The sequence below is a fragment of the Citrobacter amalonaticus genome (assembly GCF_002918555.1).
Classification (GTDB): domain Bacteria; phylum Pseudomonadota; class Gammaproteobacteria; order Enterobacterales; family Enterobacteriaceae; genus Citrobacter_C; species Citrobacter_C amalonaticus_A.
Genome location: NZ_PQMB01000005.1, coordinates 229,723 through 242,316, shown reverse-complemented (window position 1 = coordinate 242,316; position 12,594 = coordinate 229,723). Strand labels below are relative to the sequence as shown.

Sequence of the window (12,594 nt, the reverse complement as noted above, 5' to 3'; positions counted from 1 at the left end):
TGCTGAAATAAGTGCCGGAGGCGGATGCAAGCATCTAAACGCAGCGCCATCCGGCATCAAATGATGAATCAGCGGTGGGTTTTTCCCGGCATACGCGGGTCATCTTTGTATTCGGCGGTCGCGATCCAGGCCGCGCAGAACAGCGTCAGACGCGCAAAGAAGTAGAAGAATGCCATCAGGCCGAGTACAGAACCAAATGCCGCGCCGGAGGGGGATTTTACCAGCGTTGGCAGCGTGTATGTCATGACGATTTTAATCACCTCAAAGCCGATAGCAGCGATAAGCGTGCCGCGAATCAACGCTTTTTTACGGGGACGATGGCGGGGCAGTCGCCAGAAGATCCAGAAAAACAGCAGGTAATTGGCGAAAATTGAAATTGCCAGCCCAATCAGCCGCCAGGCGGGCTTCAACCATTCAATACTGTCGAGATAAAGAGCCGAGATAATCATCTGCTGCGCGGAGCCGGAAATGGAGGTTATCGACAGCGTCACGATCAGCGCAATCAGCAGGCCAATCAACGAGATAAAATCGCGCAGGTACTTTATCCAGATTTTCTCTTTATCCTGCGCTGTACGCTCCCAGACGTCCCGTGACTGTGCGCGGATAGCCTCACGCAGATTTCCCATCCAGTTAATGCCCGAGTAAAGCGCCACCGCCAGCCCGACCAGGCCGACGGTGGTTCTCTGCTGAACGGCGGTATTGATGGTGCTTTTCAGCGTGGTGGCAAGCGTTGGATCGCTGACGTTTGTCAGAATTTTATTGAAGATATCCTGCAATAGCGTGGGATGCGACGCGAGGATAAAACCCGCTGCGGCGAAAGAAACCATCAGGATGGGAATCATCGACAGAAACGAAAAGTAGGTGATTGCCGCGCCGAACTGGTTGCCCAGACGATCGTTAAAGCGTTCGGCTGCGCGGATCAGGTGGGCAATTGCCGGCTGGCGCTGTACTTTTTGTGCCGTTGTGGTGACGCTTTTCAGCGCCTGCTCTGTTTTTCCACTTGCAGAACTTGTCGGTTCGATCGCCTCTGGCTTTTGAATCGGGTCATATTTCAGCTCCTGAACAGGGCGCTTTACATCATTTTCCTGCGTCATCAGGTCAATAGTCCTTCTTTTGTTAGCTCTCTGAAGTATAGCGTGTCAGTCCACATAATTTTTCATTACTCCCGTTAACCACTCCATAAACAGATGCACCCGCCGTGAGAGATTGCGGCGATGTGGGTAGAGTAAAGAAACCGGCATGGGGCTGGCACGATACTGCGGTAAGACTTCAATGAGGTCTCCGGCACGCAATGCGTCACGCACGCCCACGCGCGGTACCTGAATAATCCCCAGCCCCGCCAGACAGGCCGCGTGGTAGGTTTCAGTACTGTTTACCGTCAGCATACCGCCGGTTTTCACCCATTGAATGCCCTCTGGCGTGGCGATTTCGAACCCCTCCGGACGCGTTCCCAGGTTCAGAGAATAGTGCACCACCGCGTGCGAGGCGAGGTCATCAGGACTTTCCGGATAGCCGAACCGCGTCAGATATGTCGGGCTGGCGCAGTTAATGACGGATAATTTTCCCAGCGGACGGGCAATAAGCCCGGAGTCTTTGAGCGTACCGATGCGGACCACGCAGTCGAAGCCTTCTCGAATGATATCCACCAGCCGATCGCTGCTGCTCAGTTCCAGTTCAATCCCCGGATATTGCTGCAAAAAGGCGGGCAGGCGGGGGATGACCAGATTTTTCGCCACGGAAACCGGCATGTCTACACGCAGTTTTCCGCTGACGCTGGTGGGTTCATGTTGAAAAAGCCCGTCCAGTTCATCAAGGTTGCTCAACAGGTCTTTTGCCCTTTCGTAATAGACCATTCCGTCCTGCGTCAACTGTACCCGGCGCGTTGTGCGATGTAGCAACTGGATGCCGAGGTGGTTTTCCAGCGCCTGAATTTGACGCGATACGCTACCTTTAGGAAGGCCGAGTGTGTCGGCAGCGCGAGAGAAACTCTCCAGTTCTGCGACGCGTATGAACAACTGCATTGCGTGAATTTTATCCATCCTGATGGCCTGTTGTTGTTCAAAATGAAACAGTAATACGTAATTCACTATATTTAATGTTTTTCTATCACCTAATAAGCTCTTTCTCAATCTTCACAACACCTGAAATGAGGTTTCTTATGACGCAACGTATCGCATTAGTGACCGGCGGCAGCCGTGGACTCGGTAAAAGTGCCGCGCTTAAGCTGGCTGACAAAGGAACGGACATTATCTTCACATACCATAGCCAGCAGCAGGCGGCGCTGGATGTTGTGGCTGAAATTGAGCAAAAAGGCAGAAAAGCCGCGGCAATACAGCTGAATGTCAGCGAGGCTGCCAGCTTTGACACCTTTGCTCGTGAGGTAAAAACGCAGCTGAAAAACGTCTGGAATCGTGAGACGTTTGATTATTTAGTGAACAATGCGGGTATTGGCCTGTACGGTGCTTTTGCCGATACCTCTGAAGAGATGTTTGATGAATTAGTGAACATCCACTTTAAAGGGCCTTTCTTTCTGACTCAGCGCCTGCTGCCGCTGATTAAAAATGGCGGCAGGATCCTGAACGTCTCATCAGGATTGACGCGTTTTGCGCTGCCGGGTTATGCCGCCTATGCCTCAATGAAAGGAGCAATGGAAGTGCTGACACGCTACCAGGCGAAAGAGCTGGGGGAGCGGGGGATTTCAGTGAATATCATCGCACCCGGTGCGATTGAAACGGATTTTGGCGGCGGGAGACTACGTGATAACAAAGAGCTTAATGCCTACGTTGCTTCGCAAACGGCGTTAGGACGCGCAGGTTTACCGGATGATATTGGCGACGCTATTGCCGTGCTGCTCAGCGATGAATTAGCCTGGATGACCGCGCAGCGGATTGAGGTTTCCGGCGGAATGTTCCTCTGATATTCTGTTCAGCGGGTGAATATACCCGCTGAAGCTATATGGCCGGAGCGACAGGATCTAACAATTAATGCTGAATTTTATTCAGTAACAAATTTACGGGGAGGCAATGTTTCTTTTTTCTGACGCAAAGCGTAATCTTGGAAATAATATTAATTAAGCTTACCCTCTGTGTGAAATATAAGGATATTCTGAAATTATTGCTGATGAATTATACTGACATGTAATTTCGGTGCGCCAGATGTAACCATTCATATCTTTCATTTATTTCCTTCCCCAGGACAGGTAAAATGGCCACCGCCAAATGGCGAATTCTTATTTTACCTATCGGGTAATACCCTTCCACTACCTCAGTCTATTATTGTATCCAGGTGGAGAAACAGCAATGCAGATAGTAATGTTTGACAGGCAGTCAATATTTATTCATGGAATGAAAATCAGTTTACAGCAGCGAATTCCAGGAGTCAGTATTCGGGGTGTCAGTCAGGCAGATGAACTGTGGCAAAAACTGGAGGAAAATCCTGAAGCGCTGGTGATGCTGGATGGCGACATGGACGGTGAGTTCTGCCGCTGGTTACTGCAAAAAACAGTGCAACAGTTTTCGCAGGTAAAAGTTTTAATTACGGCGACAGACTGTAGTAAGAAATGGTTGCAGGAAATGACACAGTTGCGGGTTCTGGCAATTGTTCCGCGTGATTCCAGCGCTGAAACTTTTGCTCTGGCGCTCAATAGTCTGGCAATGGGGATGATGTTTTTACCGGGGCAATGGCTAAGCGCGCCGGATTCGGAACCTCGCAGTATAAAAGCATTAAGCGCGCGTCAGCGTGAAATTTTAACGATGCTTGCCGCAGGAGAGTCGAATAAAGAGATAGGCCGCGCGTTAAATATCAGTACAGGTACGGTGAAAGCACATCTGGAATCACTTTATCGACGTCTGGATGTTAAAAATCGCACACAGGCGGCAATGATGCTGAGCGACGCACATTAACTGACCTTATTTCACAGTCAGATGTATTCTGGCTGTGAAATAGAATCCACAGCCATAACAGGCGATGTTCCTGCACGTAAAAATGATTCATACCCGCGCTGAATATTCACGTTTTCAGCAGGCGTCGTTAGGGAATTCACGCTGACAGGCCATTCATTCCTCTTCGCCAGTCACCCGCTCTAAATGCCTGGTCGCTGCCAGCGTGCCGGATTTCTCTGTGTCCCGACGGCAGGCAGGGGCAAGCCCTCGCTCCGCATAAATTTCTCAATGTTTACGTAGCGGTCACTGTTATATCTTTATTTTTATATATCTTTAGTCAAGTAACACCTATAAAACAGATACTTAAGTCAAATTTTACGTCCTCCTGTGAGGCGTTTTGTCGATAGGGAAGGTGATGGCGATTAGCGTATTACAGACGACGAGCACGACATTTGAACATTGCCTGAGCGTCATCCGCCAGGCGTCAGTAGAAATTCTATTGTTGTTAAAGGTGCCTGTCTCTGAGGGAAAAGATCCTCGCTGGTTTCTGGAACAATTGGATCAGGCCCGGCTGAATCTTGGCGGCTGGAATGCCGTGGCGAAACGGCTGCATATGAATGATGCGCAGCTCAGTCAGTTCACGTTGCGGCTGCGGCATCTACAGCAATGTATACCGCAATATGATAACTGTCAGGACGTCAGTGAAAATCAACTTATTGCCGCCCTGCGTTTTGTTACCGCGCTGGAGGAACTGCGTCAGCATCAGCCCCTGCTGAATTATCACACTGAGGTAGAAGAGAGCGATAGCAGCCAGCAGCGTCGTGCCCAGCGCCAGCTTCGGACGATTGAACTGGTGCTGAAAGGGCTGGTGGCACAGGTATGGCCGAATAAACAAGCGCTGAATGGCTATTTAAAGCAGCATTTTGGCGTCGATCGTCTGCGAGCCTGGATCAAACAGGGAAACGGTCAGGATGCGCTGAGCGGAATGCGTTTTAGTGAACTGGCGCTGATGGTCGTCGATAAAAAGACGTTTGCCCGCCACTATGCCGCGATATTTGATGATGCTTCTGTGCTGACGCTGTTCGCCGAGCCGCGTACGACGCTGCGGCAGTTTCTGGATGATTGCCGACAGGCGCGCAACGTCGTGATTGCCAATGAACGACTTACAGAGGCGCAGCTGACGCTGTTGGCCTGTCAGTATCAGCACATTACGCGTCCGGTACAGCGTGCATTCGAACGAGGACGCACGCGAGTGAATCCTGCCTCGCTAATGGTTGTCGATGAGGAGCAGCTGGAACAGTATTGGGAAAGCGTGCGGCAAAAAGATCGCCTGACGGGCGGTGATCCCCTGGAGATTGGGGAAACCATTGATCCGCCGCGTAAGCATCCTCAGCGCACCGCTGAGGAGCGAGAGCAACTGATCTCTGGCGCGCTTTGGGGGGCCGTTGGCGTACTGGTTTTGGTGGTGCTGGGAGGGGGTTTTTGGTTATTCAGCACGCAGGGTCCGGCACCGGCACAGCGTATTGAAATCATACAGAATGAACCTAAACGTGAAGCTCCCTCCGCGCGGGAAACGGTGACGCATATGGGGATTACCTGGGATACGTTTAGCCTGCGTGCGGCAATCGACAGAAACGATACTCGCGTGACAGCACTGTTTTTACAAGGTGGAATGAACTGGCAGCTGGCGTGGACCGAACAGGCATTTGCTCTGGGAAATGTCGACGTCCTGCAACTGCTGCTGCGCTACCCCTCGCAGATGGATGAACCCAAACCCTGCCGACGGTTTATCAATACCCTGGGTTATGCCATGTTAAACGGGGCGAAGCTGACCGCCGAGCATAAAGCGTATCTGCAGCGTTTTTGCACGGTGCCCGCTGTCGTCACGCGCCAACAGTATGATGCTGAACAGGCAAGACTGCGCGCCCGCGCCGAACCCAGCGCGGACAACAAGAAATGGCAGAAGATCCAGGCCGAGATTTATGACGAGATTCACGGGTAGCAGGGGGCGCTATGGCTCCCCGTATAACCCAATCAAACGACGGACCACGCCGTTGGTCCAGCCAAAACCATCCTGTAGCGGGTATTCCCCGCCGCCGCCTTCACGCGCCGTGCCGCCCGCAATATGGTACTTCTCAATCAGCTTATGATGCTGTTGATAAAATTGGTTCACGGTTTGCAGCCAGCTATGCGCGATTTCATCACCAAGGGGATCATCGCCGTACATTTTAAAGCCCTGTATGGCCATCCACTGTAATGGCGCCCAGCCATTAGGTTTATCCCACTGTTCACCGGTTTCGTATTCGGTCGCCATAATGCCGCCGGGCGTCAGGAGGCGGTTGCGTACCGTATCGCCCAGGCGGTCAGCCTGTTCATGGGTCGCCATGCCAACGTACAGAGGAACAATACTGGCGGCAGAAAACAGCGCCATTTGCTCGCGTCGCCAGTCGTAATCGCGATAGCCGCCATTTTCCTCATCCCACAGATACCGGTTTACCGCCGCGCGGCGATCGCTGGCCTTCTGGCGAAACAGCGCTTCAGTCTCCCGTTCGCCTTTCAGCCCGGAAATGTTGGCGATAACGCTCTCCAGCTTGAATAAAAAAGCGTTGAGATCGACGGGAATAAACTGAGTCGTACGGATACTGGCCAGGCGTCCGGCATCCCGCAGCCAGCGGGAGGAGTAATCCCAGCCGGAAGCCGCCCCCGCACGCAGATCGCGATATACCTCATTGGGCGGTCGGCCAGAATGTCTGGCGGTTTCGACATCCTCCAGCCAGGATTCGTCGCGTGGGGTGTCGCGATCGTCCCAGTAGCGGTTAAGCAGCGAACCGTCCGGCATTCTCACCACGTGACGATAGGCCTGATTGAGTACTAATGATTCTGCGCCATCCATCCAGAAGGCGTACTCCAGCTTCAGATGTTCCAGATAACGCCGCGCGCCGCGAACGCCATCTTCTTCGAACAGTTCGACCATCAGGGCAAACACTGGCGGCTGCGAGCGGCTCAGGTAATAGGTGCGGTTCCCGTTGGGAATATGCCCGTAGTTCTCAATCATCCAGGCAAAGTTATCCGCCATACACTTCAGCAGGTCTTCGCGACCGCTTTCCGCCAGCCCCAGCATGGTAAAATAAGAGTCCCAGTAGTAGGTTTCGCTAAAGCGACCGCCGGGCACGATGTAGGATTGCGGGAGCGCCAGCAGAGAAGACCAGGGTATATGGTCCTGTGGTTCACGCGTCAGAACAGGCCAGAGCTTGTCGATATGCTCTTTGAGTGAGTTCTCCGGATCGGAGACATATTCGCTGAAACGGGTCTCCGGTAACCAGAAGTGGTTTTCAACAAACTCACGCAGGCTGAAATCACGGTGACGTCTGACTTTACGGTAGCGAATCAGGATATCCAGCGGATCCATTTTTGGCGCGCAGTCCGGAAAGGTCTTGCTGTCGGGAAAGATTCTTGCGGATTGCACATGTTCGAACAGTTCGAGATAGCGATCGGCAGGGGTCAGGGCGTCGGAGGCGGGGAGCCCCTCAATCATCTCGGGTTCCGGTTCTGCCTCGATCATTTCATCCAGCTTTAACTCGCGCGGATCCGTTTCATACATCAGATCGATATCGATCGTGATTTCGTCGGACGGGACGTGTTGTTGTTTCTGGTTGAGCATAATGAGAAGAACCTCCGGATTGCGTCGTAAATGATACGGGTGTTGCCCGGCTGTCTTTTAAGCGTAGACATTCGCTTCGATGCGTGCGGTGCAAAGCGTGCGATAGATCACGTTTTCAGGATGAAAAAAAATAACGGTAACCCTATATCTGTATGAAATAAAACCATATTCCTCAAAACCCTCTATATCAGAATAAGTTCAATTTCAGAATATTCGATGGCAACGAATGATGAACAATGGAGAGAAAAACCCTACCTATAATAGGGACAGGCTATTCTAACGATAGCCACCGCCCATGTAATTGATTGATACTTATCAAATTGATATCCCTCTTATTTCCTATCATGGCAAGGTCTCCAAAGACATCCGCAAATTTCTTTATTTTCTGGGTCACAATAACTCACAACGGTGAGGGTAAAATAATGAAAATCATTACCCGTATTACCGCGATAGCCATAGCTGGTATCGTGATTTGCTATTTTGGACTATCCGGTTACGTCTGGTATCACGATAAACAACGAAGTACAGAAGCCTCTGTGCAGTCCTCAAAACTGGAAGAAAACAATAAAGTACTGGGTTTTTTACGCGAGAAAGGATGCGATTATTGTCACACGCCTTCAGCAGAATTACCTTTCTATGCCTCATTTCCCATCGCGAAACAGTTGATGAATTATGATATTCAACTGGGCTATAAATCCTTCAATCTTGAAGCTGTACGTGCTGCATTAGTGGCGGATGAATCCGTTTCACAAAGCGATCTCAATAAAATTGAATGGGTAATGCAGTATGAAACTATGCCACCGATGCGTTATACCGCGCTGCACTGGGCTGGCAAGGTTAGCGACGCGGAGCGAGAGGAGATTCTTGGCTGGATAGCGAAGCAGCGCGAGAAGTATTACGCCAGCAGCGACACTGCCACTCAGCATCGCAACGAACCTGTACAGCCTATTCCGACCTCGCTGCCGACCGATGCGCAAAAAGTGGCGCTTGGATTCACTCTGTATCACGACCCGCGTCTGTCCGGTGACAGCACTATCTCCTGTGCCCATTGTCATGCGCTGAATGCCGGTGGCGTCGACGGCAGAAAAACCTCCATTGGTGTCGGGGGAGCCGTAGGGCCGATCAATGCGCCAACGGTGTTTAACTCGGTCTTTAACGTTGAACAATTCTGGGATGGTCGTGCGGCAACATTGCAGGCGCAGGCTGGGGGGCCACCGTTGAACCCAATTGAAATGGCCTCGAAATCCTGGGATGAAATTATTGCCAAACTTGATAAGGATCCGGTGCTGAAAGCGCAGTTCCAGGCAGTGTATCCACAGGGCTTCAGCGGTGAGAATATTACCGATGCGATTGCTGAGTTTGAGAAGACGCTGATCACCCCAAATTCCGCATTCGATAACTGGTTGCGTGGTGATGAGAATGCGCTGACTGCACAGCAGAAACATGGTTATCAGCTGTTTAAAGACAATAAGTGCGCCACCTGTCACGGCGGTATTATTCTGGGCGGGCGTTCCTTTGAACCGCTGGGGCTGAAAAAGGACTTTAATTTTGGCGAAGTGACCGCTGCGGATATTGGTCGTATGAACGTGACCAATGAAGCTCGCGATAAATTACGTCAAAAGGTTCCAGGACTGCGTAACGTCGCGCTCACCGCGCCTTACTTCCACCGTGGGGATGTCCCGACGCTGGATGGTGCGGTTAAACTGATGCTGCGTTATCAGGTGGGTCAAGACCTGCCACAGAAGGATATCGATGATATTGTCGCGTTCCTCGAAAGCCTGAACGGAGTGTATACGCCGTATATGCAGGACAAATAACCTTCACTCAGGTCCAGATTCGGACGTAAAAAAACCGACTTCGCGTCGGTTTTTTTACGTCCCAGCCCGGGTGGGTTGCTCTGGCTGGAGTGAGAACACCATCATCTAACACTTAAATACTATTATCTGGCTGGCGGTGTAACTGAAGAATGCTGTATATTTATCCAGTTGTCTCTGAAATGTTTTCACTCTGGAAACGCACATAAACACTTACCTAAGCCCTGGCCAGCCAGCACAGATAGCACCAGGTGGTGAACTCCATTCGGGTCTGGCCGGATTTCCATTTGCGGACGGTGCGTTGTCCACATCCCGCTCTCGCCCGGGCATAGCGTTTCCCGGTTAAATGTCTTCCGGTCAATCAGATCCTGAATCTGACGGGCATTATTATCCTTCATACAGAGCTAACCTTTCTGATCAAGACGGCAGCTGACGCTGTACACAATAAGCTCGCCGCCGCACATGATCAAATACCCTGAGTTCACATCCTTTACCTGAAGGCAGCCTAATGTACGGCGCAAATCAGATAGGGCCCGGCATTATTGGCAATCAGCATATCGCCGCTCGGCATTTCACGGATCCCGATAATGCGGTACGCCCCCTGCAGTATCGGACCGAGGTAGGTTCGCTCCAGGTTTTCCGGGACGGTATCGCTGCCGGCGCGGGTGGCGTTCACGACCCGCAGACTGTAGTCGCTGGTGCCAGTACGGGTATAGGCATACACAATGGTCCGGTTCAGCACATGCCGGGTATCGCCGGTAGTGAAATAACCCGACAGATGGACAACCGCTTTGCCCCGGTATGAGAATGTCATGCTCTGGGTAAAATTCAGCGCCACCGTATTATTGATATTGGAAGCAAAGGATGCGGTCGACGATGAACAGGTAAAACTGAGGTTATGCAGGGAGAGCCAGTAACCGGATAATAAAAAGATAACCAGTAATACACAACCTGCCACCGAATAAAAAAGGTGCTGTTTTTTCATCAGCGTATCCACGTGTAGTAATAAATGTTCTGGCAGGTACCGCGGTCGTCATGCCATTCGATACAACGGCTGAACATAATACGGGCCCGCTTATGCAGGTGCAGCGTTTCCTGGGCATAAATATAAAATGCCGTGGTCTCCGTGCAAATCTGATTATTCATTTCCAGTGCTTTTCTGGCGACGTCAAAATTTGACGCATCGGCAACATCATTTTTGATCCCAGAAATATCATAAACCGGACACCCTTTCAGTACACCTATTTTACGCGGAGTAACTTTCGCCGGACTGGTAGAGAATAAAAACATTCCGAAGAAAACCAGTGACAGAACAACGAAAGCGACAATAACTTTCGGCAGATATGACCACCAGTGATGCACGACCGTATTCAAGGTGACACTGTTCTCCTTGCTGAAGTAATATCCTGAGCGGGGAACAGTGACAATGACTTCTTTATTTCCGAGATAATGTGCAAAGATTTTTCTCAGCAGGCTGATATACTGCGTCAGCGTATTGGAGGAGGAGGCAATTCCTTCTTTTTCCCAAATCTCGTCAAACAGCATATCGCGGGTCACCAGTTGACCATGATGTTGCACGAGGTGCAATAAGATCTTATTGGCAATCGTAGTCAGGGTTACCGCATCCCCCATCTTTTCACCCGTTCGCCGCAAGGTGCCATTCAGGGAGTCGTAAATAACCACCCCATCAATCAGGTAAACCATCGCTCGTCTCCTTATTCTGAGCATCTGTACATGATAGATCTTTCCGTTCGCGGATGATGGCGGGAAGATTCTCAGTACAATATATAGAATATTAATCTATATTTAACATATAAGACGATATCAACAACCATATAACAGCATGTCAATGGATTATGATATTGTTAAGTGGGGATTTATCTGAATACTGGGTCTATCAACCCGGATGGCATCCTGTCGCTCCGGACCGTTGCAGGACATGAACACAGACATGAAAAAGATAATTTCGCCAGTGACACACCGTCTGCATCACGGCATCGAACACTATCGCCTGGAGCCGCTTATTGATTTATCCCGTAACCGCATTGTCGGCTACGAGGTATTAAGCAAGCTGAAGTTTGATGTGAATGTGGAACAGTGGTTTGCACGCCTCTCCGGCCGTCAGCAGATTGACCTGCTGTTAGCACAGATAAGCTGCGTCAGCGAATCCGTGGCGGATACCTGTTTTTATAATTTATCCGTAGATGGCTTTCTGTGTCTCACATCAGCCGATATTGAAGAGATTGCGCGCTTTACGAATATCTGCCTGGAGGTTGCCGACTCTTCAGCACTGAAATTACTTAACAGTAAAAAACAATACCTCTTTTTTAAAAACACCCGGGACCTGCAAACTCTCGGCATAAAAATCTGGGTGGATGACTTCTGCCTTGACGATTTAATCAGTCTGCCAGCTTATCACGGAAAATTTGATGGGGTCAAAATTGACCGTAAAGAAATCAGGGCCCCCCATCTCGGCGACGTTATTCATATTGTAAAAAAGATGCTCGGTGATATTCCGGTACTGATAGAGGGCGTGGAGTCAGAAAGCGATCTTTATAAAGGCATGTGCTCCGGGGCAAATCTTGCTCAGGGCTATTACTGGAATGATAGTAATCACACCTCCACCTGAGTATCACATTATTTAGTTCATTTATTCATTCATTTAATTTAACCACTTCGCGTTAATGCGAAATAACCCTGGAAGAATTATGAAAGAATTCAAGCTGAAACCGCTGTATTTTATGATGCTGGCTGTTATTTCCGTGCCATCAACGAGTCTGGCCGCAGATATTTCCGCCGATGAAACCCGGACAATCCTGTCTGATAAAAAGGTGGCCGACAGCACGCTGACCAACGGCATGACCGTGCAGACCGGGAAAGCCCATTCCCTGACCACCGAGGCCGGAACCTTCTCCTCTCCTATTACACGGAAAAGAACGTGACGTATCGAATTGAAACCCGGAATAATTACCTGCGTGTTGCGCTGGAAAACCTGCTGCCAAGGCTTCGCAATGAACCGGAGATCTGTATTATCGACCTCGCCTCATTTCATTCGCTCAGGGCGATCAGTACATGCATCAATAAATATAGTATGACGTACAGATATATTTTCATTGCCGATGAGGGGATTTACTCCCGGTTATTATCCCCTATAGTTTCGCTGAAAAATAGAATGTCGGTCATAAAATACTATGAAGCTATTCGCCATTGTCCGGGAGTAACGTATGAAATGGTGAAA

At 50.3% G+C, this 12,594-nt stretch carries 11 protein-coding genes and 1 pseudogene; 6 read left to right on the top strand and 6 right to left on the bottom strand.

Annotated features, from left to right (window positions below):
* Positions 1-68: 68 nt before the first annotated feature.
* Positions 69-1,094: an inner membrane protein YhjD gene (gene yhjD, locus C3432_RS21025; RefSeq protein WP_103778547.1), complete on the bottom strand. Its 1,026-nt coding sequence runs from the start codon at positions 1,092-1,094 to the stop codon at positions 69-71.
* A gap of 45 nt (positions 1,095-1,139) precedes the next feature.
* Positions 1,140-2,039, bottom strand: a complete 900-nt coding sequence (locus tag C3432_RS21020) for a LysR family transcriptional regulator (RefSeq protein ID WP_103778545.1) — start codon at positions 2,037-2,039, stop codon at positions 1,140-1,142.
* Between the two features lie 119 nt (positions 2,040-2,158).
* On the opposite strand from C3432_RS21020, the gene C3432_RS21015 reads away from it, so the two are divergent.
* From C3432_RS21015 to C3432_RS21005, 3 genes are all read left to right on the top strand, one after another.
* The gene (locus tag C3432_RS21015; protein WP_103778543.1) at positions 2,159-2,917 is read left to right on the top strand and encodes an SDR family NAD(P)-dependent oxidoreductase; all 759 of its coding nucleotides are present in this window, start codon (positions 2,159-2,161) and stop codon (positions 2,915-2,917) included.
* A gap of 382 nt (positions 2,918-3,299) precedes the next feature.
* Entirely contained in the window at positions 3,300-3,902 is a 603-nt protein-coding gene (locus tag C3432_RS21010; protein ID WP_103778541.1) for a helix-turn-helix transcriptional regulator, read from the top strand.
* 394 nt (positions 3,903-4,296) lie between these two features.
* Entirely contained in the window at positions 4,297-5,883 is a 1,587-nt protein-coding gene (locus C3432_RS21005; RefSeq protein ID WP_103778539.1) for an STY4199 family HEPN domain-containing protein, read from the top strand.
* Between the two features lie 9 nt (positions 5,884-5,892).
* Here the strand turns inward: C3432_RS21005 and C3432_RS21000 are convergent, their stop codons facing one another.
* Positions 5,893-7,542: an alpha,alpha-trehalase gene (locus tag C3432_RS21000; protein WP_103778537.1), complete on the bottom strand. Its 1,650-nt coding sequence runs from the start codon at positions 7,540-7,542 to the stop codon at positions 5,893-5,895.
* Positions 7,543-7,964: 422 nt separating this feature from the next.
* Here C3432_RS21000 and C3432_RS20995 point away from each other — a divergent pair, with 422 nt between their 5' ends.
* Entirely contained in the window at positions 7,965-9,359 is a 1,395-nt protein-coding gene (locus tag C3432_RS20995) for a cytochrome-c peroxidase (RefSeq protein WP_103778535.1), read from the top strand.
* A gap of 214 nt (positions 9,360-9,573) precedes the next feature.
* Here the strand turns inward: C3432_RS20995 and C3432_RS28420 are convergent.
* The 3 genes and pseudogenes from C3432_RS28420 to C3432_RS20980 form a co-directional block, all read right to left on the bottom strand.
* Positions 9,574-9,657 (bottom strand): annotated as a pseudogene (locus C3432_RS28420) (korC); the annotation flags it as partial.
* A 204-nt stretch (positions 9,658-9,861) separates the two neighbouring features.
* Positions 9,862-10,341 carry a hypothetical protein gene (locus C3432_RS20985; RefSeq protein ID WP_103778533.1) on the bottom strand — a complete coding sequence of 160 codons (480 nt, stop codon included), beginning with the start codon at positions 10,339-10,341 and terminating at the stop codon, positions 9,862-9,864.
* Positions 10,341-11,060, bottom strand: coding sequence for a winged helix-turn-helix domain-containing protein (locus C3432_RS20980; protein WP_181012962.1), 720 nt, complete (start codon positions 11,058-11,060; stop codon positions 10,341-10,343). Before C3432_RS20980 ends, C3432_RS20985 begins: the two co-directional genes overlap by 1 nt.
* 247 nt (positions 11,061-11,307) lie before the next feature.
* Here C3432_RS20980 and C3432_RS20975 point away from each other — a divergent pair, with 247 nt between their 5' ends.
* Positions 11,308-11,985: an EAL domain-containing protein gene (locus C3432_RS20975; RefSeq protein WP_181012961.1), complete on the top strand. Its 678-nt coding sequence runs from the start codon at positions 11,308-11,310 to the stop codon at positions 11,983-11,985.
* A 79-nt stretch (positions 11,986-12,064) separates the two neighbouring features.
* Positions 12,065-12,298, top strand: a complete 234-nt coding sequence (locus tag C3432_RS20970) for a hypothetical protein (protein WP_103778527.1) — start codon at positions 12,065-12,067, stop codon at positions 12,296-12,298.
* Positions 12,299-12,594 lie beyond the last annotated feature (296 nt).